This is a genomic window from Binatus sp. (SeqCode), from assembly GCF_049584895.1.
Taxonomy (GTDB): Bacteria; Desulfobacterota; Binatia; order Binatales; family Binataceae; genus Binatus.
The window spans coordinates 1-25,586 of the sequence record NZ_JBAUYR010000059.1 but is presented as its reverse complement, the minus strand read 5'-3'; the positions used below and the strand labels follow the sequence as shown (position 1 = coordinate 25,586).

At 60.9% G+C, this 25,586-nt stretch carries 23 protein-coding genes and 1 tRNA gene; 9 read left to right on the top strand and 15 right to left on the bottom strand.

All coding sequences use genetic code 11. The annotated features are described in order from the left end of the window. Positions 1-3 precede the first annotated feature (3 nt). From mraY to mraZ, 6 genes are read right to left on the bottom strand one after another with little or no spacing between them, the layout of a single operon-like run. Complete coding sequence (mraY, locus tag WB650_RS11215) at positions 4-1,083, bottom strand: phospho-N-acetylmuramoyl-pentapeptide-transferase (RefSeq protein ID WP_422306866.1); 1,080 nt, start codon at positions 1,081-1,083, stop codon at positions 4-6. Positions 1,084-1,101: 18 nt separating this feature from the next. Continuing rightward, entirely contained in the window at positions 1,102-2,622 is a 1,521-nt protein-coding gene (locus tag WB650_RS11210) for a UDP-N-acetylmuramoyl-L-alanyl-D-glutamate--2,6-diaminopimelate ligase (RefSeq protein ID WP_422306867.1), read from the bottom strand. Then, on the bottom strand, positions 2,619-4,697 hold the full coding sequence (locus WB650_RS11205; RefSeq protein WP_422306868.1) for a penicillin-binding transpeptidase domain-containing protein: 2,079 nt from the start codon (positions 4,695-4,697) through the stop codon (positions 2,619-2,621). Before WB650_RS11205 ends, WB650_RS11210 begins: the two co-directional genes overlap by 4 nt. Continuing rightward, positions 4,694-4,981 (bottom strand): hypothetical protein, encoded by a 288-nt coding sequence (locus WB650_RS11200; RefSeq protein ID WP_422296950.1) that lies wholly within the window; start codon positions 4,979-4,981, stop codon positions 4,694-4,696. The genes WB650_RS11205 and WB650_RS11200 overlap by 4 nt, the downstream gene beginning before the upstream one ends. Further along, positions 4,978-5,886, bottom strand: a complete 909-nt coding sequence (gene rsmH / locus WB650_RS11195; RefSeq protein ID WP_423960461.1) for a 16S rRNA (cytosine(1402)-N(4))-methyltransferase RsmH — start codon at positions 5,884-5,886, stop codon at positions 4,978-4,980. The genes WB650_RS11200 and rsmH overlap by 4 nt, the downstream gene beginning before the upstream one ends. An 18-nt stretch (positions 5,887-5,904) precedes the next feature. Next, positions 5,905-6,354 carry a division/cell wall cluster transcriptional repressor MraZ gene (mraZ, locus tag WB650_RS11190; RefSeq protein WP_422306870.1) on the bottom strand — a complete coding sequence of 150 codons (450 nt, stop codon included), beginning with the start codon at positions 6,352-6,354 and terminating at the stop codon, positions 5,905-5,907. A 416-nt stretch (positions 6,355-6,770) separates the two neighbouring features. On the opposite strand from mraZ, the gene WB650_RS11185 reads away from it, so the two are divergent. Both WB650_RS11185 and WB650_RS11180 read left to right on the top strand, forming a co-directional pair. Continuing rightward, a complete protein-coding gene (locus WB650_RS11185) occupies positions 6,771-7,508 on the top strand; it encodes a family 16 glycoside hydrolase (RefSeq protein WP_422303322.1) in 738 nt (245 codons plus the stop codon). A 69-nt stretch (positions 7,509-7,577) separates the two neighbouring features. Then, positions 7,578-7,826, top strand: coding sequence for a hypothetical protein (locus WB650_RS11180; protein ID WP_422303323.1), 249 nt, complete (start codon positions 7,578-7,580; stop codon positions 7,824-7,826). A 10-nt stretch (positions 7,827-7,836) separates the two neighbouring features. On the opposite strand, the gene WB650_RS11175 is transcribed toward WB650_RS11180, so the two are convergent. The 7 genes from WB650_RS11175 to WB650_RS11145 all read right to left on the bottom strand — a co-directional run bounded on the left by WB650_RS11175 (position 7,837) and on the right by WB650_RS11145 (position 16,851). Then, positions 7,837-10,209, bottom strand: a complete 2,373-nt coding sequence (locus WB650_RS11175; RefSeq protein ID WP_422303324.1) for a hypothetical protein — start codon at positions 10,207-10,209, stop codon at positions 7,837-7,839. Between the two features lie 126 nt (positions 10,210-10,335). Continuing rightward, positions 10,336-10,992: a response regulator gene (locus WB650_RS11170; RefSeq protein WP_422303325.1), complete on the bottom strand. Its 657-nt coding sequence runs from the start codon at positions 10,990-10,992 to the stop codon at positions 10,336-10,338. After that, the gene (locus WB650_RS11165) at positions 10,992-12,677 is read right to left on the bottom strand and encodes a sensor histidine kinase (RefSeq protein ID WP_422303326.1); all 1,686 of its coding nucleotides are present in this window, start codon (positions 12,675-12,677) and stop codon (positions 10,992-10,994) included. Before WB650_RS11165 ends, WB650_RS11170 begins: the two co-directional genes overlap by 1 nt. Positions 12,678-12,972: 295 nt before the next feature. Then, complete coding sequence (locus WB650_RS11160) at positions 12,973-13,299, bottom strand: helix-turn-helix domain-containing protein (RefSeq protein WP_422303327.1); 327 nt, start codon at positions 13,297-13,299, stop codon at positions 12,973-12,975. An 8-nt stretch (positions 13,300-13,307) separates the two neighbouring features. Continuing rightward, a complete protein-coding gene (locus tag WB650_RS11155) occupies positions 13,308-13,691 on the bottom strand; it encodes a type II toxin-antitoxin system RelE/ParE family toxin (RefSeq protein ID WP_422303328.1) in 384 nt (127 codons plus the stop codon). 73 nt (positions 13,692-13,764) lie between these two features. Beyond that, positions 13,765-16,524, bottom strand: a complete 2,760-nt coding sequence (locus WB650_RS11150) for a UPF0182 family protein (protein WP_422303329.1) — start codon at positions 16,522-16,524, stop codon at positions 13,765-13,767. Between the two features lie 12 nt (positions 16,525-16,536). Continuing rightward, complete coding sequence (locus tag WB650_RS11145; RefSeq protein WP_422303330.1) at positions 16,537-16,851, bottom strand: hypothetical protein; 315 nt, start codon at positions 16,849-16,851, stop codon at positions 16,537-16,539. A gap of 104 nt (positions 16,852-16,955) precedes the next feature. Here WB650_RS11145 and WB650_RS11140 point away from each other — a divergent pair, with 104 nt between their 5' ends. From WB650_RS11140 to WB650_RS11120, 5 genes are all read left to right on the top strand, one after another. Next, a complete protein-coding gene (locus WB650_RS11140; RefSeq protein ID WP_423960458.1) occupies positions 16,956-18,650 on the top strand; it encodes a thiamine pyrophosphate-binding protein in 1,695 nt (564 codons plus the stop codon). After that, entirely contained in the window at positions 18,647-20,305 is a 1,659-nt protein-coding gene (locus WB650_RS11135) for an acyl-CoA synthetase (protein ID WP_422303332.1), read from the top strand. The genes WB650_RS11140 and WB650_RS11135 overlap by 4 nt, the downstream gene beginning before the upstream one ends. Positions 20,306-20,404: 99 nt before the next feature. Continuing rightward, positions 20,405-20,827, top strand: coding sequence for a hypothetical protein (locus WB650_RS11130; protein ID WP_422303333.1), 423 nt, complete (start codon positions 20,405-20,407; stop codon positions 20,825-20,827). A 245-nt stretch (positions 20,828-21,072) separates the two neighbouring features. Beyond that, positions 21,073-21,681 carry a glutathione transferase GstA gene (gstA, locus tag WB650_RS11125; protein WP_422303334.1) on the top strand — a complete coding sequence of 203 codons (609 nt, stop codon included), beginning with the start codon at positions 21,073-21,075 and terminating at the stop codon, positions 21,679-21,681. Between the two features lie 19 nt (positions 21,682-21,700). After that, positions 21,701-22,438 (top strand): glutathione S-transferase N-terminal domain-containing protein, encoded by a 738-nt coding sequence (locus WB650_RS11120; protein WP_422303335.1) that lies wholly within the window; start codon positions 21,701-21,703, stop codon positions 22,436-22,438. Between the two features lie 73 nt (positions 22,439-22,511). On the opposite strand, the gene WB650_RS11115 is transcribed toward WB650_RS11120, so the two are convergent. Next, on the bottom strand, positions 22,512-23,717 hold the full coding sequence (locus tag WB650_RS11115; RefSeq protein ID WP_422303336.1) for an LLM class flavin-dependent oxidoreductase: 1,206 nt from the start codon (positions 23,715-23,717) through the stop codon (positions 22,512-22,514). Between the two features lie 168 nt (positions 23,718-23,885). Between WB650_RS11115 and WB650_RS11110 the strand changes: the two genes are divergently transcribed. Then, positions 23,886-24,755, top strand: a complete 870-nt coding sequence (locus WB650_RS11110) for a phytanoyl-CoA dioxygenase family protein (protein WP_422303337.1) — start codon at positions 23,886-23,888, stop codon at positions 24,753-24,755. 24 nt (positions 24,756-24,779) lie between these two features. Here WB650_RS11110 and WB650_RS11105 read toward each other — a convergent pair. Beyond that, positions 24,780-24,869 (bottom strand) — tRNA-Ser (locus WB650_RS11105). Positions 24,870-25,222: 353 nt separating this feature from the next. Here WB650_RS11105 and WB650_RS11100 point away from each other — a divergent pair. Beyond that, positions 25,223-25,586: PAS domain S-box protein (locus WB650_RS11100; protein WP_423960455.1), on the top strand; the 364-nt coding region annotated here is incomplete at its 3' end.

The window sequence follows — 25,586 nt, the reverse complement described above, 5'->3', positions numbered from 1 at the left end:
GATTCAACGCAGCTTCAGCGTGCTCAGCGCGACGAGCGCGCACACGATCGAAACGATCCAGAATCTGATCACGACCACGGTTTCGGGAATACCCTTCAGTTCAAAATGATGGTGCAGCGGCGCCATCAGGAAAAATCTTTTGTGCGTCGCCTTGAAATAGTAACGCTGAATGATGGTTGACGCAGCCTCTGCTACGAACACTCCGCCCGCAAGTACCAGTGCGAGTTCCTGCTTGCACAGCACTGCGACCGTGCCAATCGCGCCACCCAGTGACAGCGCGCCGACGTCGCCCATCATCATCGAGGCCGGGTAAGCGTTGAACCACAGGAAACCGAGCGATGCGGCGATCACCGACATGCAGAAAATCGAAATCTCGCCGACGTTCGCGATGTACGGAATCTGCAGATAGCCTGCGAGCCTGATGTTGCCGGCGACGTATGTGAACACCCAGTATGTCGCTGCCACCGTCATCACGGGGCCAATCGCGAGCCCGTCGAGTCCGTCAGTCAGGTTCACAGCATTCGAGCATCCCACGATCACGAGCATCGCGAACGGGATGTACAGCCAGGTGTGCAGATCGGGATGCACGTTCTTCAAAAACGGCACCGTCAGATGCGTGTCGAAGCCGAGATAAAGAAACAGCCATGCCGCTGCGATGAAAGCGCACGAGAACGACCACACCAATTTCGCTGGGCCGCTGAGCCCCAGGCCTTTGCCGCGCGTGAGCTTGAAGTAATCGTCGCTGAAACCGATCGCGCCGAAGGTCAGCGTCACGAAGATCGCGATCCAGACGTAGGGATTCGTGATGTTGGCGAGTAGCAGCGTCGCCGACAGCATCGAGGCTACGATCAGCAGCCCGCCCATCGTCGGCGTGCCGGCTTTCTTCTGATGTGCTTGCGGAACGACTTCGCGTATGGTCTGACCGATCCGCAGCTCGCGGAATCGATCGATCAAAATGGGTCCCAGAGCCAACGACAGCGCGAGCGCGGTAAGACCTGCGAGGACAGAGCGGAGAGTCTCGTACCGGAGCGCGTTGAAGCCCGAATAATATTTGTGCAGTGGGTAGAGCAGCAGGTAGAGCATGGCAGCGCTTGCCGAGTCTCAACTCTGCCCGCCGCCGAGTTCGGCGGCAATCTCGCGGACCACGACGCGATCGTCGAACGGGAGCACACGGCCCGCCACCAGCTGATAGTCCTCATGTCCTTTGCCGGCGATTAAAACCGCGTCGCCAGCCGTTGCGATTCGTAGCGCGATCGCGATCGCCTTGCGCCGATCAGGCTCCACGATATATCCGCCACTGGTCGACGAATCGTTGCTGCGCGCACGGCCAGCATCAACCAGTCCCTTCTCGACTTCGGCGATGATCGCGAGTGGATCCTCTGTGCGCGGATTGTCCGAGGTCAGGATCGGGATATCAGCAAGGCGTCCCGCGATTTCGCCCATGATCGGACGCTTGCCGCGGTCGCGATCGCCGCCGCATCCGAAGACGCAGACGATCCTGCCTGCGCGCAAGCGTCGAAGCGCGATCAGCACCGCTTCCAGCGCATCGGGCTTGTGCGCGTAATCCACCAGCACCGTGACCCCCGGTTTCGCCGCAACCGCTTCGAGCCTGCCGGGGGCCCCTGGGCATCGCCGCACGCCATCCGCCACCGCATCCATTTTGATACCCAGGGCCGCCGACAGAGCCGACGCGCCAAGGATATTGAGCAAGTTGATTTCGCCGATCAGCGGCGATTGGATTTCGATTTTTTGGCCGAGCACCGACAGCGTCGCGCGAAGACCGCCCAGGTCCGCGTCGAATTTCTCGGGATGCACCTCGAGCTTGCGGTCGATCCCGAAACTTATTTTCGGCCCCTTCACCGCGTCCAGCACGCGCCGCCCGAACGGATCGTCGCCGCGCACGACCGCGACCGTGTCCGCGCGCTTGCTTCGCGGCAGGATCTCGGTGAACAGGCGCAGCTTCGCCGCGAAGTAGTCCTCGATCGTCGCGTGATAGTCCAGATGGTCGCGGCCGAGGTTGGTGAACATGCAGGCGCGGAAGTTCAGCGCCTCGACCCGCCCTTCCGCGATTCCCTGCGACGACACTTCCGCAACTGCGTGACGCGCGCCCTCATGCTCCATCTGCAACAGAGCAGCTTCGAAGTCGATCGACTCGGGCGTGGTTAGTCCGCTGTAAATTTTCTTGCCGCCGATGAAGATGCCGATAGTGCCGATGATTCCGGTCGGCATTCCCGCCGCTTCGAAAATCGACGCGAGGATGTAACTGGTCGTGGTCTTGCCGCTGGTTCCCGTGATGCCGATCAGATCGACGCGCTCGCTCGGCGCGCCGAAAAAGCGCGACGCGACCGCGCCCATCAGCAGGCGCGGCCGCTCGCTCACCACCAGGGTCACCGCGGGGCGCGCTGTTCCACCATCCCATCCTCCAACCACCACAGCGCGCGCCCCACGGTTTAATGCATCGTCAATGTTGGCCCGGTTGCGCGTTGCGTCGCGGGCCGTCGAGAAGTACAGATGTCCGGGCCTCGTCTGACGCGAGTCGTAGCTGAGGCCCGTGATTTCCACGTTAAGGTCGCCGTCGATTCGGCGAGCATCGAGTCCTTCGAGCAATTCGCCAAGTTTCACTTTCGCCTGACGGGCGATACACCGCCGCCACTGAAATACGATGCGGGCGTGACGCTCGAATCCGCCGCTGTCTCGACTCCACTGTCCGCGACAATCGCCGCGAGCGTCAATTTCACCGTCGCATGATTGAGCGGAGCACCCGCGTCCGGCTCCTGCGCGACGACATAGCCTCCGCCATGCACGTCGACGTTGACGCGCGAGACCCGCGCCAGCTCCATCGCGCGCCTGAGACTGAGTCCCGCGAAATTCGGCGTCGCGCGCGTGAGCTTCGATCCCGTCAGCACCGGCAGATAGTCGTCAGGGTCGGGAGACGATGCAGGAGGCGTCTTGCCGCTCGAGTCTTTGCCGAAATCGGGCATCGGGATCATGCTTGCGGTGTCAGTGGGCTCACTCGGTGCGGTGATATTCAAATCACGGACGGCGCCCTGCGCGATTTCACTGAACACCGGCGCCGCGATCAGGCCGCCGAAGTGCTCGTGGCCGACGTCGTACAGCGCCACCAGGATCAGCAGCCGCGGATCGTCCGCCGGCAAAAATCCCACGAACGACGAGACGTGCCGATTCTGATAGTAGGTGCCGTTTTCCGGATTCACCATCTGCGCCGTGCCAGTCTTGCCCGCGACGATAAATCCGTCAACGCGAGCCTTCGCTGCCGTGCCACCATCGGACATGACGACGTTGCGCAGCAGCAGATTCATCTGATGCGCAATATCGGGCGCGATCGCGCGACGCATGACCTGCGGTGTATGCGTGAGAATCGCATGTCCTTCCGCGTCATATGCCGCCTTGACGACATACGGCCTGACTATGTTTCCACCGTTTGCGATCGCCGCATACGCCACCGCGAGCTGGATCGGCGTCACCGCCACGCCTTGTCCAAAGCCGTGATTGGCGAGATCGATTTCCTTCCATCCGGCAGGCTTGTTCAGCAGCCCCGACGCTTCTCCCGGCAGATCGATTCCCGTGCGCGATCCAATCCCGAATGCGCGCAGCCCTTCATAGTAACGATCCGAGCCAAGCGTCAACGCGATTTTCGCCGCGCCGATATTCGACGACACTTCGATAATCCCGCCGAGATTGAGCCATCCGTGCGGGCTGTGATCGTGGATGGTGTGCTTATCGAGATAGAAGTGCCCGTTCTCGCAGTAGAACTGTTTGTCGGTCGTGATCGCGTGATCGGCCAGTGCGATCGATCCGAGAATCCCCTTCATCGTCGAGCCCGGCTCGAACGCGTCTTCGACCGCCGGGTTGTGCAACCGATCGTGCAAGTTCGCGCCGTCGGCGTTCTCGTTCGCCATCGCCATCACCGCGCCGGTGAAAGGATCGAGCACGATCACACTGCCGCGCTTGGCGCCACTCGCTTTCACTTCTGCCGCCAGCTCGGTCTCGGCGAGCGATTGGATCGACGAGTCTATCGTCAGCTCGAGTTGCGCGCCCGGCTCCGGGGCTTTCAGCGCGAGCGGGCTGTCGAAAATCGGATGCCCCTCCGCGTCGTGATCGAAGCTCAGCTCGACCGCTTCGCCGCGCGCAATCCTGTCGTACTGCAATTCCAATCCGGAGAGCCCCTGGCCGTCCATCCCCGCCAACCCCACCACCGACGCGGCCAGGTTGCTCTCCGGGTAAAACCGTTTGTATTCGCTAATCGTGCCGATGCCGTCGATCCCGAGCGCGTCCGCCGCCTGCGCTTTGTCCGGCGAAATCCGGCGCTCGAGCCAGATGAACGGCGCGGCGTTGTTGAGTTTCGATTCGAGCGCGATCGGCATCATCATAAGGATCGCCGCCAGCTTGCCGCGCTCGGCCGGCGTGCTCGACTCGAGCACCTTCTTCGGCCGCGCGTAAACCGATCGCGTCTCGGCCGACAACGCCAGCGGCACGCCGTTGCGATCGACGATTGGGCCGCGCACCGCTGCGAGTTGCGTTTCGCCGGTATGCTCGTGCAGCGCAAGCGAGTTCAACTTCGGCCCGTACAGCGCAACCAGTACCACCAGCCGAATCACCGCGAGGCCGAACAGCGCTGCCAGGGTGAGAGTGAGAGCTCCGATTCGAGCGCGCCGCTGCTTGAACGATGTATTCATGGGAGCATCACCACCTGCCCGCGGCCTGGCTGTGCGAGATGATACTGCGGCGCGAGTGCGCGCAGCCTTTCGTGCGAGCTGAGTTGCGCCGCAGTCAGGCGGAGCCCGCGATTTTCGTCCTGCAGCTTCGCGATTTCCTCATGCAACGCCGAAAGGCGATAACCTTCCTGCGTCATTTGCAGCCGGATCATCAGCGTCGCGAATCCGACGATTGCGATGAGCGCGCCCAGGATCGTCGGCACAATCTTCGACGGCCGCCGGGTAGGTTTCACGCGCGGGCTCATCGCGCGCTCCGTTCGATACATCGCAGTTTCGCGCTGCGCGCGCGCGGATTGCGCGATATCTCCGACGACGACGGCTTGATCACCTTGCGCGAAATCGCCGCGTAGCCGCCCGCGCGCTCCAACTCGCGAAAACGCTCCTTGACCGGCCGGTCCTCGAGCGAGTGATACGAGATGACGAGCATGCGGCCGCCGGGATTGAGCATCGCGGGACCGTCGCGCAGCAGCGCCCCAAGACTTTCCATCTCGTGATTCACCGCAATTCGCAAAGCCTGGAAGGTGCGCGTCGCCGGATGCGCCCCACCGCGCCGATGCGCTCCCAGAGCCCGCTCGACGATCGCGCGCAACTCGCCGGTGGTTTCGATTGGGCCGCGACGACGCGCTTCGACGATCATCCGCGCTATTCTCCGCGACCCGCGCTCCTCGCCGTACGTATAGATGATGCGCGCGAGTTCCTCGGCGCTCTCTTCATTCACAATGTCTTTCGCTTGCAGCGGCTGCCGATCGTCCATCCGCATGTCCAATGGACCATCGAGCCGAAATGAAAACCCGCGATTCGGATCATCGAGCGCGTAGCTGCTCATGCCCAGATCGACAAGTATTGCGTCGGCGCCGTCGAAGTGATGCTGCTTCATCACAGCCGCGATTTCACCGAAGTCGGCGCGCTCGAGCACGACGCGGTCGCCGAACTCCCCCAGCCGGTCGCGCGCGACGGCAATCGCCGCCGCGTCGCGATCCAGCCCGAGCATCCGCGCCTTGGTGGCGCGTAGCATCGCCGCCGCATGCCCACCCGTACCAACAGTCACGTCGACGAACGCGAGCGGACCGTGCGCGGACAACAGCCCGCACACCTCCTCCACCATCACCGGCACATGCCTCCGGTCCGCTGCGTCGTCTTCGTATCTCACTGCCAGATTCATCGCTCGTCACAGACCAAGCTTCTCAAAGAATTCCGGATCCAAAATTGTTTCCTCGGCAACCTTCAGAACTTTGTCGAGGACCTTCCTGTCCCAGAGTTGAAAGTGATCCTGCCGCGCAGAAAATGTCACCTCGCGATCGAGTCGCGCAAAATTGCGCAGGGTAGTTGGAATGAGAATCCGCCCCTGCCGATCGACCGGCACTTCCTGCGCCCCGCCGATGAAAAATGTTTCGAACGCCTGCACCCGCGGATCGAATCTTGGCTTGCTTCGCAAAGTCGCATTCAGCGTGTCCCACTGACTCGGCGGGTACAGCGCCAGGCATCGCTCTCCGGCGTAAGGGAAATTCGTGATATAGAGACGATCGTGATTCTCGCGCTGCAAAACTTCGCGAAATCGGGCCGGGATACTCACCCGACCTTTTTCGTCGATCGCATGCTCGAACCGACCGCTGAACACTGGTTTCCCTCCCCAACGCTCCACAACATCCCACTCTATCCCACTTCAGTCAAGCAAATCGCGCGTGCTGAGATGTAATAAAGTGACTATTGACGCGAATAGTCAGTAACGAAGAAAAAGCGAAACTAGGAATGGGGTCTCACTATTCGACTGCGACACCGTAGATAAACAATCGGCACTCAGACGAAATACACGGTTGGCCATCGGGGTGCCGCTCTAGCCTCATTCACGCTGTCGCTTATTGAAAAGAGAACTTGACAGCGACGCTATTCATTCGCGAAACTCGCGCCAATCTGCAGGCCGAATCAACTACCTGTGAAATACGGGGCTCCAATCTCATCGGGGCATAGAGAGGATAGATGAAGACGGGAAATTCTTGGCTGCGAAGCGCGGCGGTCATCGCAGCAGGTGTGGTAATGACAGTGTTAATCGTCAGCCCTGCCGCCCTTTCAAAAGGACGAAAGAAAAAGGCGGAGCCGACGCCCACCGAAACCTTGACGCCGACACCAACCCCGACTCCCGAAGTTCATTTGTGGAATTTCGATCAGGACAAGCCGGGCACCGTGGCCGCTGGATGGCAAGCGGTTGAAGGCGATTGGCAGGTGATCGCGGATCCGACCGCGCCCAGCAAGCCCAATGTATTCGGTTTGCCCGCGGGGCGTCTGCTCAAGTCACTGACCAGCATGCTTGCGTACTACCCAATCGCGATTGAAACCGATCCGACTGAGTATTCGGACTTTACTCTTGAAGCTCAGTTCCAATCCGTCGGCGGACGTTTCGATTGTTCCGGCGGTCTCATCTTCCGCTACGTCGACGCCAAAAATTTCTACCTGATGTCCGCCGGATGCCCCAGCGATTACTTCGCGCTCTCGCGAATGACCGATGGCGTCCTGAGCAACCTCAAGCAGCAGGTCGTGCCGACAGACAAAGGCACCTGGTACCGGCTCAAAGTGACCGCGCAGGGTGGACACTTCTCGTGCTACGACGATGACAAGATGATCTTCGATTTCGACGACAGCAAAATCGCCAAGGGCAAAATCGGACTCTGGGCAGCCGACGACTCGCAGGCGGAATACGATGACGTGAAACTCACGGTGATCGGCCCAGGCGAGAGCGCACCGACCCCGGCTCCCGCCGCATCCGCTTCTCCGTAGACTGCAAATCCTGCCAGGCGTCCGCGGGCGTGTTGCATGCGGGCGCCTGGCAACTTACTCTGAATCTTAATGGAAACCACTCAAGAGAAAGCGCCGGTTGAGGTTCGCATCGAACCGCTGCGCGGCCTTCCACTTGCGCTTGAAATCGCTGGCGGAATCGGGCGCACACTCGGCCTGACGCTGCTGTGGGGCCTCGAGATCGTCCGCGACGCTTACTTCCGCCAGCTGGATCGTTTTAACGTCCGTCCGCGCCACAAACGCGCGAGTGCGTTTCCTCCCGGGCAGGCCAAGAAGCAGCGCAACACCCCGCGCCGCTAGTCTTCCCCTGCTAATCCGCGACCTCAACCAGCACCTGCGCGAGATATCGCGCGAGCTTGTCGTCGAGCACGCGCACCAGCGCGTCGGTCTGCGCGGCTTGCGTGATTTTCAGAAATCCTTCCAGGCGATGCTGTTTGTCGTGATTGCGAATCAGACGCGCGATCATGCTTTGCGACAGCGCCGCGAGTTTGACTTCGAGCGCACGGCGTAGCGCCTCCATAACATTTTCGAGCTCCGCCTGCGGCGACGAGGCGCCAAGCTCAAAGCCGCAACTTAAACATCGCGGCGTCGTCTCGGGCGCGATCGTGTCGCGCAGATCGCATCGCACGATCCGAGCGCTCAGGTCCGCCACCTGTGTGCCAAGATGCGCGCCTTCGGGACGTCCCAGCGCCGCGATCGCGTTGAGCCGCGCGAGCGCGTCGAAGTAGCGGCGCGCATCACCCACCGCGAGCTCGAGCCGCTCCATCTTCTCGACCCATCGCTCGTGCGCGCTCAGGTAACACTGTACGTAAGTCCATTTGAATTTCTGAAAACGCGCTTCCAACGCGTCGAGACTGCGCGGCGGCCCGGTCAGGATTCGCGGCCCAAGCTCGACTCGCAACAGTTCGCATTCGGTTTCCAGCGAGGTGATCGCCAATTGCTGCCAGGCGTTTTCTCTGGCGCGGGCTTCGTCCGGTGTGGCGCGCAAGCCCGTCGCCGCCAGGTACTCACGCATCGCGCGCATCCGCGGGATGGACTCAGCCGCAGCCGCCAATACTTCGTATGCGGTAGCGATTTGGATTGCCGAGGCCAGATACGATCGATCCGCGGCCGCCTCGAGCATCGCAACCGCGCCCGACTCCGCCAGCGCGATAAATTTCTCGATCGCAATGCTGTTCGCCGCGGGCATCTCGAGGTTCGCTTCTCTCAGCGCGGAGGAGAGCACCTCGCGCGTGCGCACTGCACCCTCGACCGCAAGCGCCATCGAGGCGTCGAGTCGATCGAGGCGCGCGTCGAGACTCTCGCGGTCGCGCGCGATCGTCAGCCTTGGATCGAATCCCCGCGCGAGCACCAGCGCGGCGTTGAACGTCGCCAGTTCCGGCGCGCCGGCAGCGGCCGGATCGAACCGGGCTGCATCGGTTTCCAAACGAATCACGCCGCCGGTGGAAACTTCCAGGCGGCGTAATAGGTCGCGGACGGCCGGCGTCGCATGCAGGGCCGGCGTCGCGCTGCACGCGACCATCGGCAACAGCGACTTCAGTTCTTCGATCGGGACCGCCGCGGTCTCGCCGCACACGCTCTCGACGATCAGGGAATCGACGATTTCGCGCGCGAGGTCTTTCTCGTAGGGGTCGAAACCGGCGATCGTGGCGCGCGCAATCTTCCACGCGGCGCGTCCCGCTTCCGGCATGAGAACCTTGAGCCGCTTTGAGATCTCGGCATTCGCCGTCAGGTCGGGCGGATAGATCAGGCGCGCCCTCGATTCGCCGCTGGCGGATGAGGTCGCCAATACTTCGCGCGCGAGGCGCGACAACGGCACGATCGCGGCGCGATCGAAGTTTGCGCCATCCGGAAGCGGACGACTGGCGATAGTCCGGAGCGCTTTGAGTGCGGCGGGATGGAACGGGAAGATCGCATCAGGCGCCAAGCCCGCGGTATCGATGCCCGCATATGCGTGACCGGCATCGAGTTCGGCGTCGTCCAAGAGTCGCCGCGCGCGTCGGATCGCAATCGTCGTTTCTTCGTTCGGATCACGCGGCGCTACCATCAGCGCGCGAGTCGGATGCGGTACTGCGGCGCGGCCGGCCGCGATCACGGTGAACTTTACCTGGCGGAAAGACGCGGCGACCGCGACCAACGTCGCGAAGAAATCCGCGACGGTCTCGCAATGCGACGTTCCGAAATCGATCGCGACCGTCACTGCCCTGATGCCCATTCGCGATGCGGTTTCCAATGCGACATTCAACGCCGACGGGCCGCGCAGTTGACGGAAGAGATCGCCCGAGCTCTGGCTGCCGCCGATTTGTTCCGCCATCACGCTCAGCAGAAACATCTCGACCTCGGCGCCGGTAATCCGCCCGGCCAGCTCGAGTCCGCAAACCAGCCGCCGCGCGTTTTGAGCGTCGAGCGCGCCCGCGCGCCTCTGCAACGCGATTACGTAGTCGAGGAAGTGCGTCTTGCCGCATCCCGCCGGCCCACCGATCCAGAACACTCCCCCTTGCGGCCCTTCGAGATGCTGATTGAGAACTTCCCACGAGCGCTCGGCCGCGCGCGTGAAGACGTAGCTGGCGACGGTCGAGACGCGCGGCGAGGTCTGCAGCTCCAGCCGCTCAGGTGCGGGCGGCTCGAGTTCAAACCAACGCCGCGCGCTCGCTCGGTGCACTCCCCCATGCTCAGATCCCATCAGCTGACACTATCCAGCTTAGAGCATCAAATTGTCATAGTAGTCCAACCAAAATGTGGAGTTTCTGTCACGCCGAGAACAGACTCTCCCTTCCGAGCGGGGGAAGCGGAACAAAATGGATGGGATTCAGTCGATGCGGGTCAGCTTGTGCTTGATCGCGTATCGCACCATCGCGGCGGTCGATCGCAGTTCGAGTTTCTGTTTGAGATTGTCGCGATGCGCCTGCGCGGTCTTGACGCTGATCCCGAGTCGGTGTGCGACCTCCTTGGTGGTCGCTCCCTCGGCTATCAGCTTCAGCACTTCGCGCTCGCGCCGGGTCGGACTCGTCGCACGGGAACCATTGGTAGTCGCGCCATTGCGAAGCCGCGCGAGAACGATCGGCGCGATAGTGGGGCTGAGATATTGCCGCCCCGCGTTAACCGCGCGCACCGCACTCAGCAATTCAGCCGACGCGTCGGTTTTGACCACGTAACCCGCGGCGCCCGCTTCACCGAGCGCCTCGAGCACGTATTCCTCTTCCTGATACTCGCTGAGCATCAGCACTTTGGAGCTCGGAGCTTCTTTGGCGATTCGACGCGCGGCGGACAGGCCTCCGATTCCGCGCATCCCAATATCCATCACAACCACTTGCGGCTTCAGGCGCGACGCAAGCGCTACGGCTTGCTCACCGTCCGACGCTTCCGCGATCACTTCGCACTCATTCGCCAGCAACATCCGCAATGCCTCGCGAAAGATTCGGTGGTCATCGGCGAGCAGCACGCGAATCCGCCCGTGATCTTCCATCAGGCTGTCTCCGGAATTTCGGCGACGACTGTGGTTCGACCGGCTCGCGATTCGACCACCAACGTCCCGCCCATCAACTCGAGCCGCTCCCGCACGCCGGTCAAACCAGTGCCCTCGTTGTGGCCGCTGGCGATACCGCGGCCGTCGTCGCTGACTGAGATGCGCGCAGCCGCGTAGTTCTTTTCGATCGTGATCTGGACCGACTTCGCTCGCGCATGCCGAATCACGTTGGACAGGGCCTCGCGCACGACCTGGAAACATAGTTGCTGGACCGGGCGCGAGATTTCCTCCGCCTCGCCGCCGCTACCGAGATGAACAAATTTCGCCTTCACGCCTGCGCGATTGAGCCGGCCAAACTCACGCTCGATTGCTTCATCGAGCGAGGCGTTTCCGATCGTGGCGGGACGAAGTTCGCGCGTTTTGCGGCGCAGCTCCTCCTCGACCTGCATGAAAATGGAGCGCGCCGCTTCGGGCGGGCCGTCGAGTGCGATCTTTGCGGCTGCCAGCAACTGCGCCTGATCGTCGTGCAGGTCGCGAGCGATCTTTGCGCGCTCCTCGTCGATGGCGGCAAACATCCTGAGCGCAAGCTGACGCACCAGGATGCCGTGCCGCGACGCATCGCGCTCCAGCACCCAGCTTGCGGCGAACGGAGCCAGCCGCTCGACGATCGCCTCGGCCCGTGCGGCGGATGCGCGCGCGTCGCGTGAGGCAAGCGCGATCGCCCCGGCCCCGAACGGGATGCAAACATACGACCCGGCGAAAACTCTCTCCTCGAGATACTGCTTGACGCTATAGGCATTGCTCGTGTCGCGATCGGACCAATGCCCGATCACGATGTGGCGCCGGAAACTTTCCGACAGCGTTCTGGCCTCCGACGGATCGAATTCCTTAGGCACGCCCGGCGAAGTAGCGGTCAGCATCAGCTCGCCGCCGTCTGCTGTCGCGACCATCCATTGATCGAACCCGGCTCCGCCTGCGACGATTTCGCCGAAACGCTGGAAGCAATCGGCCGGCTGCGCACGCCGCGCCGCGGCAACCGCATGGTCCAGGTAATTCGATGCCGTCCGCTCCCGGGCCAACTCCCGCTTTGCGCCTGCGGCCTGGCGGCCGTTCTCGGCGCCGTGTGTGCGCCAGAACTCGAGCGACGTGCGCGCCGCGCTCAGTTCGATTTCAGCCAAGACCGATCGCGCCATCAGTTGAAGCAACGCTTCCAGTTCACTTCGGGCGCGATCGACCGGCGCCACTATCGCGATTCGCACGGAACTGGCTCCGTCGGTGAACGCCGACGCAACCAGCTGATAGCCTTCGGCTAGTTTCTCGACTCGCGCGATCGCGGCGATTTCACGCGCGCTCAGCGCTATCTGATCAATCGATTCGTTTGAACTCGGAACACCACGCGGCCGCCTGGTCCCACGCGCAGCAACCACATCACTTAACCGATTGTCGAGCGCGAGCAGGACCGCCTTCACAATCGGGTCCCATTTTGAGTCTCCCGGCGGCGCGCATGCCAGTTGCGCCAGATGGACGCCGTTGGACTGAAACGCAATCGCGCATCGCTCGGCCGCAATCGTAGCGACGCCAAGCTCGGCGATAGCTGCGATACGATCGCCGAAAGATGATTGCCGCGAGGTGGGCCGGGAGGCCTCAATCGGCAGCCGATCGCGATGCTTCAGAACGTTTCTCAATTTTGCGCCTTCATTACGATGGCAGAGGGACACAATAGTTCTAAGGGACGGCGGACAGATGCGACGCGCATCGAGTTACCCAAGGAACAGAATATGCAGGAGTGTGACTTTTGGATGAGACGCCGCGCGGCGAAGGAAAACGAGTCGCGCGCAGGAATCGTGAGCGATGCTTGCAACCTAACCCCTAACCCCTTCCCCCAAGTGGACGGAGAACCGGACGGGCGGTGAGGTCAGCGGTGGCTGGAGTCTGAGGGCTTCGATAACTCGTGCAGAGAGTCGTCAGGCCGAACGGTTTTCAGGCGATCTGGATCCTCATCTTACCCCGTGCGGGCCTGTTCCTCTCCTGCACCCGGATGTTCACGTCGCAGCCGAGTCGAGTCAGGAATTCACAGAGTCGCTCTATCGAGAACTTTTCCAGGCGGCCACGCACGATCGCTGATATTTTAGGCTGGTCGACTCCAAGCAGGGCCGCCGCTTTGACCTGGCTCAGCCCGCGACGCGCAATGATCTGGCCGATCTTGATCGCGAGGTTCGCCTTGATGTCGAGTTCGTCGGCATCGGGGAGACCGAGATCTCGAAAGACATTCCCGCTGCCAACTTCGTAATCGACGAATTTACTCATAAGGTTTTTTATCTCCTGGAGTGAACTCTCAAGCTGTGCAATTCTTTTGCGCGCTTAAGCCTTTCCTCTATGAGATCGATTTCGCGTTTCGGCGTTGCAACACCCGACTTGGACTTTTTCTGAAAAGCATGAAGAACATAAATCGCCTCAGCGAACTTGACAGTATAAACCGCTCTATACGTATCGCCGTCGTAGTCTTCAACGATCTCGACAACGCTAGCACCGCCGAAACCCTTCATCGGTTTCGAGTCGGGATGTTTTCCTCCGCTCTGCGCAACTTTGATCGCGAAACCGATGTGCGATTGGGCGGTCGGTGGAAACTTTTTCAGATCGTCTTTGCTGCTCCGAACCCATACTACCGGTTTGAGCGACTCCCCTTTCCCCGACCTCACGATTCAATTGTATGCCCTTAAGAGCATATCGTCAATTTGCTAAGTGGCGAACGAACGCGGAGATCTTTTTCTATCAGGGGTGGCTGGAGTCTGAGGGCTTCGACAGCTCGTCGCCCAGAGCTTTCATCTCGGCGCCGAATGCGGTCCAGTCGCCAGCGCGGATTGCGTCCATCGCGCGATTGTAGTGCTGCGCGGCGCTGGTCATGTCGGCTTTCCCTGCGCCAGGACTTGGGCCCTGCGCGGTCGATTGCGGCGCCAATTCGGTCGCTATTGCCTTGGCGATCGTTGGCGCCGGCGGAGCTTGATTCTCGAATAGCGCCGTCATCGTCAGGTCGAGCGTATCGCCCATCACGACGCGGTCGCTGTATGACGCGACCACTCGCTGCAATTCCGGCAACTGGCCGTTTTCGGCGCGGATGAACAGCGGCTCGACGTAGAGCAGCGAATCCTGGATCGGTATCACGAGCAGGTTGCCGAGCAGGACCTTCGAGCCCATCTGATTCCACAGCGAAAGTTGCCGCGAGATTTCGGGATTCTGATTGATACGCGCCTGGATCTGATAGGGGCCGTAGAAAAGCCGGTCCTTCGAAAACGAGTATTCGAACAGATGACCATAATCGGCGCCATCGCAACGCGCGGCCATCCACGCGATCATGTTGTCGCGTCCCGACGGCGTCATCGGCAGCATCAGCATGTATTCCGCCTGCGTCTCGCCCGGCAGCCGCATGATCACGTAGTACGGCGTCATCGGGACCGTCTCGCCGGCATAGTTTTCGCGCGGAAATCCCCACAGGTCCTCGCGGTTATAGAAGACCTGCGGATCGGTCATGTGATAGGTGCGGAACGTGTCGGCCTGGATCAGGAAAAAATCTTCCGGATATCGGATGTGCGCGCGCAAGTCCGACGGCATCGCGGACATCGGTTTGAACATCGCGGGGAACACGCGCTGCCACGTCTTGATAACCGGGTCGTCGGGATCCGACATGTAAAAATCGGTGTCGCCGGTGTACGCGTCAACCACCGCCTTGATCGAATTGCGGATGTAGTTGATGCCGGAAGTGTTGCGCTGCGAGTACGGGTAATGATCGCTGGTCGTATAGCAATCAAGGATCCAGACCATGCGCCCGTTAAGAATCACGGCGTAAGGGTCGCGGTCGATATCGAGGAACGGCGCGATGTACTGGATTCGTTCCTTGATGTTGCGGCGAATCATGATCTTGCTCTTATCGACGATATTTTCGGTAACGAGCAGGTTGATGTCGCGAAAGAAGATGCTGAACAGCAGCCGGCGCAAAAATCCCGATACCGGCACGCCGCCCGATCCCGCGTAATACGAAAAGACGTTGTCTGCGCCCTTGGGATAGTCGAACTCGGGCGTCGCCGAATCGACCACGGCGTAGTTGTCGCGCGCCTCGCCAAAATAAAGCGCGGGCTGATCAACCTTCAGCCCTACATCCGAGCGCGGCGGGATATCCTTTATATAGAAGACCGGCAGGCCCTCGGTATCCTTCTTGTTGACCGGACTCATCGCCAGCCCCGCGCCGTGCGTGAACTTGAGATGCTGATTGACCCAGGTCTGCGCGGTATCAGGCAGCGCGTCGATATTCATCTCGCGCGGCGAGAGCATCACCTCGGTGTACTTGCCTTCGATCCAGTACCGGTCGATATCGACGTCGCGAAAATCGTAGTAGGTGCGGATTTCCTGCAACTGGCGGTAGGTGTCGATCAGCGGGCGCGGATCCCACAGCCTGATGTTCTTGACCGTCGCCTCGTCCTGCTCGAGCGCCGCGGGCGTGAGCGTGCCCTGCCCCGCAAACGGCTTCACGTCAACCGTGTCGAGCTTGTATGCGTGCCGCGTCGCCTCGATATTGCGCTCCAGGTACGGCTTCTCGACCCGCAACTCATCGGGCTTGACCCACAGGCGCTCGATCACCGGCTGAATGAAATTCATGATGAGCGCGGGGGCGAAGACGATAACAAACGCGGCGACCGGAATTCGCAGTCCGCCTTCGCGCGCGTTGTAGATGCACATCGCGGCGGCGACCAGCGCCAGCAGCACCAGTAGCCACAGCCCAGGCTGCCATAGAATTCGATCGACGTAGCGCAGCCCGAATACGACACCGTCGGTATGCAGCAGCAGGTCGAAGCGACCGAGCCAGTAGCTCATCGCGCGCTGGATGAAGAACAATCCGAGCAGAACAGACAGATGTCCCGCGGCGCCGGGCGAAACCCGCGGCGGCGATTCCTTGAAGTCGAGCGCGCCGCGCGCCCAATAGACCGCGATCGCCATCCCGGCCGCGAGCACGATCAGCATCAGGAACAGATCGCGCATCTCCTCGAGCAGGGGCACCGTGAAGACGTAAAACCCGATGTCGTTGCCGAACGCCTTCTCGACGATTCCGAACGGCACGCCGTAGAGTCCCTTCAGGTAGACGTCCCAGCTGGAGGCCTCGCCCTGCGCCGCGAACAGCGCCAGCACTGCAGCGCCGCCCGCGACGATCACGCGCCACGGCACCCGTTCGCCGAGCGCGCGAATCAGCTCGGGCAGATTGACCTCGACCATCTCGTCGGGACGGCGCACGACGCGCAGCCGCTCGTGATTGCGACTCGAGCCGATCGCAATCAGCCCGCTCACGAAAATGGCGGCGAACGCGACCAGCCACACGATGAGGAAGATCGCGATCTCGGCGCCGACGGTAGTACTGAAAACGCCGCCGAAGCCGAGCCTGCCGTACCACAGGTAGTCGACCAGCAGCTGATCGAGGAAGCTCAGCAACAGCAGCGCGACGATGACGATCGCCGCGACGGCGATAAGGAGATTACGGGGCCGCATCAGCGTGCTGTGCTATTCGCCACGCCCGATTTGGACGACGTGTTCCCGCACCACGTCGGGCGGGCAGAGCCAGATAAAAACCTTGAGAGTGAGATAGCCGATAACCAGCCAATCGAGCTCGCCGACGATCGGGATCATGTCGAGCTCGAGCGCGGGCGGGGTCAGCATGAGCAGCGCGCCCATCCACGGCACCGCTTTCGCCAGCATCGGGACGCGGTCGTCGGTCCACAGCCGATAAAAGAGACGGACGAATTGCGGCAGGAACATTACGAGCCGGCTGAGTTGCATCGGCCCCAGGAATTGCATGCGAAGTATCTTCGAGAACATCGTCTTCCCCGCTAACAGCATACTCTAACACAGCGCGTGGCCGAAGATGTCTTCCGGTGGGGTCGTTTTTGTTACAATAGCGACGATCGAGGAGGCGAAGCGGAGTGAAGAGGCACATGGCGCTGGGCGATTTCCTGGTCGCGTACCTGCGCAAGATTGGCGTGTCGCATGTTTTCGGTATCCCCGGCGACCTCGCGCTCAAGTTGTTTTTTGCCCTGGGGCGCAAGCACGGGATGGAAATCATCACGCTGTCGCATGAGCCGGGCGTCGGCTTCGCGGCGGACGGCTATGCGCGCGCGACCGGCAAAATCGGCGTGATCTGCGTCACTTACGGCGCCGGCGGCCATAACATGGTGAATCCGGTCGCGGGATCGTTTTCGGAACGCGTGCCGATTTTGATTTTTTCAGGCGGTCCGGGCGAAGAGGAGCGCAAGCTCGGCACTCTGATTCATCACCAGGCTCGGGAGATCGATTCCCAGCGTCGTATTTATGACGAAGTGACTTGCGCGGGCGCCGTGCTGACTGACCCGAGCACGGCCGCCAGCGAACTCCATCGCGTCGTGAAGCGCATCTGGGCCGAGCAGCGGCCCGGCTACGTCGAGATTCATCGCGACATGGTCGACAGGCAAATCGAAGTCCCCGAGGATCTGATCGAGTGGGATGGGCGGCTGCACTTCCAGGAATCCGACGCGCGCAAAGTCGAGGAAGCGGCGCATGAGACGGCCGCGATGTTCAACGAGAGCCGCAAGCCGGTGCTGATCGCCGGTATCGAGATTCACCGCTTCAAGGCGTCGCACGATCTGGTCGAGCTGGCCGAAAAGATGGGCGCGCCCGTGTTCACCACCGTGCTCGGCAAGGGCGCGTTCCCGATGGACCATCCGCTGTACATGGGCGTGCACGTGGGCCCGATCAGTCCGCCATCGATCGTCGAGCGGATGGACGCAGCGGATTTCGTGCTCAACCTCGGATGTCTCAGAACCGACATGAACTTCGGCAACCGTCCGCCGCACGTGATCCAGGAAAAGACGGTATGGGCCGCCGATCGCAAGGTCGAGGTGAAGTATCACACCTACACCGATGTCGGGGTGCGCGATTTTGCGCGCGCGCTGCTGCGAGAGAAGCTGCGGAAGCATCATGAGAAGGTGCAATACGCCGACAATCTTCGCGAGATCGCTGCGCGCAACGGCAAGCCGGTCAAGGTCAGTCAGATCCTTGCGGTCGTCAACGAATTCCTGGCCGACAAGCGCGACTACATAGTGGTGACCGAGTCGGGCGACATGCTGTTCGGCGGGCTCGACATCCGGGTGCCTCACAACAACGGCTATTTCGCGCAGGGATTCTACGCGTCGATGGGATTTGCGGTGCCGGCCGCGCTCGGCGCGCAGATCGGCAGCGGACTTCGTCCACTGGTGATGTGCGGCGACGGCGGCTTCCAGATGACGGGGCCTGAAATTTCTCAGGCGCCGGCCAAGGGCGTGAATCCGATCGTAGTGCTGATCAACAACGGCGGATGGGGCATCTTCCGGCCGATTGCCGAGCGCCGCGAGCTGCTCGAGATTCCGCCGTGGCCATACGCGCAACTCGCGCGAGATTGGGGCGGCGAAGGATTCGAGGCCACCACAGTCGAGCAGTTGCGCGACGCGCTACGAGCCGCGCATGACTGCAAATCGTTCGCTATTATCGACGTGCGGGTCGAACGCGACGACCTGTCTCCGGTGACCGTGAAGTACATCAAGGCGGCGGCGAAGCGATCGCAGGCGCCGCCGGAGCACGCGGCGCGCGGGAATTCGCGCCCATGAGTGATCTAATAAAGTCTGATTCACTCGAGCCTGACGCACTCGAACAGTATTGGCGCAAGTATCGCGACTTCCGATGGGAGACCCCGGAGTATTTCAACTTCGCCGCGACTATCGACAAGTTCGCCGAAGATCCGCATCGCGTCGCGATCCTGTGGGAAGACAGTGAGGGCCGGCGCGCGCGTCTGACCTTCGCGGACATCGCGGCGCAATCGAAGCGTATCGCGAATGTTCTCGCCGGCCATGGAATCCGGCCCGGCGACGCGGTCCTGCTGGTGTTGCCGCGAATCACGCTGTGGCAAGCGGCTTATATCGGAGCGCTCAGGCTCGGCGCGATCGTCATCCCATGCACCTCGATGCTGCGGGAGAAGGACCTGGTGTATCGCGCGAACCATTCCGGCGCGCGCGCGGTTATCGCATGCGTCGAGAACGCCACGATGATCGCCGAGCTGCGCAAGCAATGCCCCAGCGTCGAGCACTACTTCATCGCCGGCGCCGCGCGCACCGGATGGATCAGCCTGCAGGAATACATGGGACACTCGTCGGCTGCGTTCAGGGCCGCGAATACCAAGGCGTCGGAGCCGGCGATTTGCTACTACACTTCCGGCACGACGCGCGAACCGAAGGCGGTCCTGCATAGTCACTCGTATACCTACAGTCACAAATTCACCGGGCTCAACTGGCTGGACCTGCGGCCCGGCGATATCCACTGGACAACCTCCGACACCGGATGGGCCAAGGCGGCGTACGGCGTGTTGTTCGGTCCGTGGATGAACGGCGTGACGACGTTCATGTACAACGGTCGCTTCGACGTCACCAAAGAACTCGAGTTACTCGGTCGTTATGGCATCACTACTTTCTGCGCGCCGCCGACTGAGTATCGGATGATCATTAAAGAGGACCTCGCGGGCTTTGAATTCCCGAAACTGCGGCATTGCACCGGTGCGGGCGAGCCGTTGAATCCCGAAGTGATCGAAGTGTGGCGCGAGAAGTTCGGCCTCACGATTCATGACGGCTACGGGCAGACGGAGACGACAATCCTGGCGGCGAACATGCCGGGGATGCCGGTAAAACCGGGCTCGATGGGCCTGCCCTTCCCGGGCCACGACGTCCGCGTCATCAACAATGATCTCGCCGAGACCAAGACCGACGAACTCGGCGAACTGGCGGTGCGCGTGACTCCGGAGCGTCCCCCCTCGCTGTTTCTCGAATATTGGAAGAACGCCGAAGAGACGGCCAGCGTGTTCAAGGGCGATTGGTACCTGACCGGCGACCAAGCCACGCGCGACGCGGACGGCTATTTGTGGTTCGTCGGCCGCGCCGACGACGTCATCATCTCGGCCGGCTACCGAATCGGCCCGTTCGAAGTGGAAAGCGCCCTGCTGGAACATCCCGCAGTGATGGAATCCGCAGTGGTCGCGAGCCCCGACGCGGATCGCGGATCGATCGTCAAAGCCTTCGTGAAGCTGCGGCCCGGCGCCGAGCCCGGCGATCGACTCGTTGCGGACCTACAGGAGCATTGCAAGCGCATCACGGCGCCCTACAAATATCCGCGCGAGATAGAATTCATCGACGAGCTACCCAAAACAGTCAGCGGAAAAATCCGCCGCGTCGAGCTACGCAAACAGGAAGAATCGCGCAAGGGCAAATCTCCGTAATCAGAACATCGCGAATCTGTCTCGCGCTTGTTTTTTTTCCCTCGCAATGAATAGCCTAGAAGCAGGTCGACGAACTCCTACTACACTCGAGGATAACCTATGAACCGATGCAAATTTCTTGCGATAGCTGCTGTGGCTGCAATCTGCTTCACGATAGCCGCTCCGAAAGTAGAGGCTCAGATCAATATCAACATTGGGCCGGCCCCTGAATGTCCTTACGGTTACTATGACTATCCTCCTTATGGGTGTGCTCCTTACGGGTACTATGGCCCGGAGTGGTTTAGTGACGGAGTGTTTATTGGCGCTGGCCCATGGTATCACGGCCCTGAACACTTCCAGGGGCATGTAGATAATACCTACGATGTTCGACGCGGCTACAAAGGACCAACGCCAAAGGTTGGCGAGAAACCTGAACCTGAAAAGCGTCCCGATAAGGTTGCTAACTTCCACGGAAATGAAGTGCATGACGGGCACGGTCAAGCTGGTGGAGGGCATGCGGAAGGTGGCGGCGAGCACCACTAAGCGAAACGCCTGTCATCATTAGCGACGCGAGGATCTCGCGCGTCGACGCGTCGGTAGTGGGCGGCGTTTTAATTTCAAAACCGCCACTACCCTCAGCCGCCATCGATGACGAGCTAGTCGTGTTCTCGCCCAGGCGCGTGAGATCCACGTGTGTTTTTTTCCGCTTTGCGCTAGTTAGAGTGACAGCTCGCATTGATGGAGCGTTTCGATTTCACACCGCCAATTAAATTGAAGAGGAGATTTCGATGAAACTCTATTACTCACCCGGTGCATGCTCGCTTTCACCCCACATCGTCGCAACCGAGGCCGGCATCCCGGTCGAACTGGAAAAGGTGAACCTCGCCGAACATAAGACGGAAACCGGCCAGGATTACATGAAGGTCAATCCCAAGGGCTATGTTCCCGCGTTGCGTCTCGATGATGGCAGCGTTCTCACTGAGGGCCCGGCCATCGTTCAGTACCTGGCGGATCAGAATCCGGCGAGCGGACTCGCGCCAAAAGCCGGGACTATCGAGCGCTATCGGCTGCAGGAGTGGCTCAACTTCATCGGCACCGAACTTCACAAGAACTTCGGCCCGCTGTTCAACAAGGCCTCGTCGGACGACGCCAAAAATACGGCGAAGACCAACATCAACAAACGGTTGGCGTATCTCAACGATCAGCTCGCGAATCGGCAGTTCCTGCTGGGGAGTAACTTCACGGTCGCCGATGCGTACGCGTTCACCATTATCAACTGGACCAACTTCGCCGGAATTGATCTCAAACCCTATCCCAATGTCGCTGCCTACCAGGCTCGCGTGAGCGGACGCCCGAAGGTGCACGAAACATTGAAGGCCGAAGGTCTGGCCAAGTAGCCAGCCGCGGAGGACTAAGATGATTGATCTTTATTTCTGGCCCACTCCAAACGGGAAAAAAATTTCCATCCTGCTCGAAGAAGCCGCTATCCCCTATAAAATCAAGGCGATCAATATTGGTCGTGGCGATCAACTCACCGCCGACTTTCTGAAAATTTCGCCCAACGGCCGGATGCCGGCGATTGTCGATCACGATCCGATTGGTGGCGGCTCGCCGCTGACAATCTTCGAGTCAGGCGCCATCATGGAATATCTCGCCGAGAAAAGCGGGAAGTTCTGGCCTAAGGAACCGCACAAGAAATACGACGTCGCGCAGTGGATGTATTGGCAGATGGCCAACCAGGGACCCAAGATGGGCGAGCAGGGGCATTTTCGGCGCACTGCCAACGCCGGCAAAAACGGCGACCAGGCCTACGCGTTGCTGCGCTTCGACAACGAAGTCCATCGCATCTACGGTGTGATGAATCTCGGATTGCACAAGAAGAAATATCTCGCCGCGGGCGAATACACGATCGCCGACATGATTTGCTATCCGTGGGCGACCACCTGGCAGAATCGCAATCTCGATCTCAACGAATTTCCCAACGTCAAGCGCTGGCTCGATGAGATCGGCGAACGGCCGGCGGTGAAAAAGGCGATGGCAGCTGGTCCCGAGTATCGCGAAGACCCGGCCTCGGTGACACCTGACGAGCAGGCGCGCCGCTCCAAACTGCTTACCCATCAGCGCGCGCAAGCCGTGCCTAAGGAGTGGTCGTAGCAAGCGCCGCTCTCGACAGAACGCCGCCGTAGCTTACCGCCAGGCCGAGATCGTCAGCCGTATGTGCGCTGAACTACTTCGATGCCCGGCGTGTCGCGGCGGCGCCTTCTTCGGCCGCATGCTTCGCGGCACGCTCTTCGGCGTGCTTCTGAATCATCGCGCCGGCGGCGTTCATCGCCTGCCCCATGAAGTCTTTCGCATTCGACATGGTCCAGTCGTATGACGCCTGACGGCTAACGTTGGCGCTTTTGAATACCGGCGCGACGTGCTCGGCCCACAGGTCAAACGACTTGAGGGTCTTGTCGAAGGTCGCCCAGTTGTGCGCGAGCTGCAGGAACGCCCCGAACTCACCCTGCTTGTTCTCGAGCCGTTTCAGTTGCGCGATAGCGTCGTCGGGCGTGCCGATCACGGCGCGACCGGATTCGATCATTTCGTCGATCGGATTCTTGCCGTTGGTGGGGGTTGGCGCGAGCGGATTCAGTCTCGCGAAATATTCCATAAATTTATGGATGCCGTATTCGACGTTCTTGCGCGCCTGCTCGCGCGTCTCGGCCAGATGCACCGGCCCGACCAGCCGCAGGCGACTGCGATCCATCGTGCGTCCACTCTCGGCCGCGATCTCGTTTGCGATCTGCCAATTGGTCGCCAGCGCATCGAACCCATCCGCATTGGTCGCCGCCACACACAACATCCCGAAACCGTACTTGCCCGCGGCGCGCCCGCCCGAGGGGCTTACTGCACTCGCCACCGCGATCTCCGGATGCGGTTTGGTGTAGGGCAGCAGATGTGCGCGCGCGTTGACCAGGTTGTACCAATCGCTCTTTTCCGTCACCACCTCGCCGTCGAACAGACGCATGATGACCTGCAACCCCTCCATCATGCGATCGCGCTGAGTCATCGGATTGATTCCCAGCATCATGGCGTCGGAAGGAAGCAGGCCGGGACCAACCCCGAACATCACGCGGCCGCGCGTTTGATGGTCGAGTTGGATCATCCGATTCGCCGTCATCAGTGGGTTGTGATACGGCAGCGACACCACGCCGGTGCCGAGGCGGATCCTTTTGGTTCTTTCCGCCGCGGCGGCGATGAAAACCTCGGGCGAGGAAATTATCTCGAAGCCGGCCGAATGGTGCTCGCCGATCCAGGCCTCCTCATAGCCGAGCCGGTCCAGGTTCTGGACCAGTTCCAGGTCGCGGTGAATTGCTTCCGTCGGATCCTGGTCAAGCGGATGAAACGGGGCAAGGAAGATACCATTGCGCATTGGAATCGTGCGAGTCATTCGTCAGCCTCCTTCAGGCTCTCGATCTTCGATAGCGTCAGGATATCCCACCTCCACCAACCTCCAAAACCCCGCCACCGCCTGATTCTCGGGCGATTGCACTCGCGCGGGCGGTTGGTAGTGTTCTAATTAATTTAGGACTCGACCAGGTTCGAAAAGGTTGGTGTCATGGTTGAGCGAGATTTCACATCCTATCGCGAAGCGTTTCGGACCGACGGCGTCGTCTGTCTGCGGAACGCGATCGATCCGGCGTCGTTGCGCATGGCAGAACAGGCCTACAACTGGAGCCTGGCTCATCCGGGCGCCGGTGCATCGAAGTTTTCCCAGCCTGATTCCTCCGCGACCTTCTACCAGGACCTGGCCAACCCGAACGCGATTGGCGCTTACCTGCCCATGCTCGAGGAGTCTCCTGCCGCTGACCTCGCGGCTGCACTGTGGGATACACACAACGTGTGGTTCATGTACGAGCAGGTGTTTCTGAAGGAGGGTGGTCAAAGCCGCCGCACGCCGTGGCATCAGGATTCATCGTACCTTCCGATCGGCGGCGATATGCTCGCCGTCATGTGGATAACCTTCGAGGCCGTCGCCAAGGAGCATTCGCTGGAGTTCGTTCGCGGGTCTCATCGCCAAACTCTGTTCGACGGCTCGCGATTCGATGCGCAAGACGACACGGCCCCGCTCTACGGCGATGGAAGTCTGCCGCGGCTGCCGAATATAGAAGCGGAACGCGCGCGATGGGACATTGTTTCGTGGGCCGTCGAGCCCCGCGACGTGCTCGTTTTTCATCCTGGGATGCTGCACGGCGGCGCACCAACCAGCCCTGGCACTCGACGGCGCACCTTGTCGCTGCGTTTCTTCGGCGACGATGCGGTCTACACTCCGCGGACCAAAGGCGTACTCGACGAAGTTCGCCCCGATCGGCGCCGAACCACCGACGAACCCCGATCGGTGTTTCTGAAGCTTCCGGAAACACTCAAGCCCGGCGATCCCCTCCGGCATCCGGATTTTCCGAAACTGCGGCCTCGCGGCGAACCCTGAGCCAAACGGAAGAATTCACTCGGGTGGCGGAGGGGGTGGGATTCGAACCCACGAGGGACTTTCATCCCTGCCGGTTTTCAAGACCGGTGCCTTCAACCACTCGGCCACCCCTCCAACCTTGGTAAATCAAGCAGCTTCGCCACTTCGATTTCGCTCTTGAAATCTCCAGCTTACTCAAAATCGCGCGCGGTCTGAAGGATCGCGGGGCGTCACCAGACCTCGGCGGCGGCCGTTTGCGTTGCAGTTATTTTTTACTACAAAATTATATAGTCGTCAGAAGGTCAGCTGCTCGGAGTCGCGCCGATCGTGCAAGTAGTCGCATCGATGAGCCGATAGCCTTATCGCGCCATTTTTATGACGGCACTGCCATCCAATTGTCGCCCGCCTTCTTCCCGGTTCGCTTGCGGTGTCCAAAATCATTCACAGCATGCGGCATGGAACTTGAACTCTGAGAGCGAGGCGATTCCATGAATAGAGACGGACGTTCCAACCGCAGCGCGGGGGAGCCACTTCGCGTCAATGGACGCAGCGCTCCCGATGACAAGTTCCGCGCGCTGCTCGAGTCAGCGCCGGACGCGATGGTGATCGTCGGCAAGAACGGTCGCATCACGCTGGTCAATGCGCAGACGGAAAAACTCTTCGGCTATGCGCGGGCCGAGATGCTCGGTAACACAGTCGAAATGCTGGTGCCGGCGCGCTTTCGCGACAAGCACCCGCAGCATCGCGACGGTTACTTCGCCAACCCGGGAGTGCGCTCGATGGGTTCCGGGCTAGAACTCTACGGACTGCGCAAGGACGGTACCGAGTTTCCAATCGAGATCAGCCTGAGCC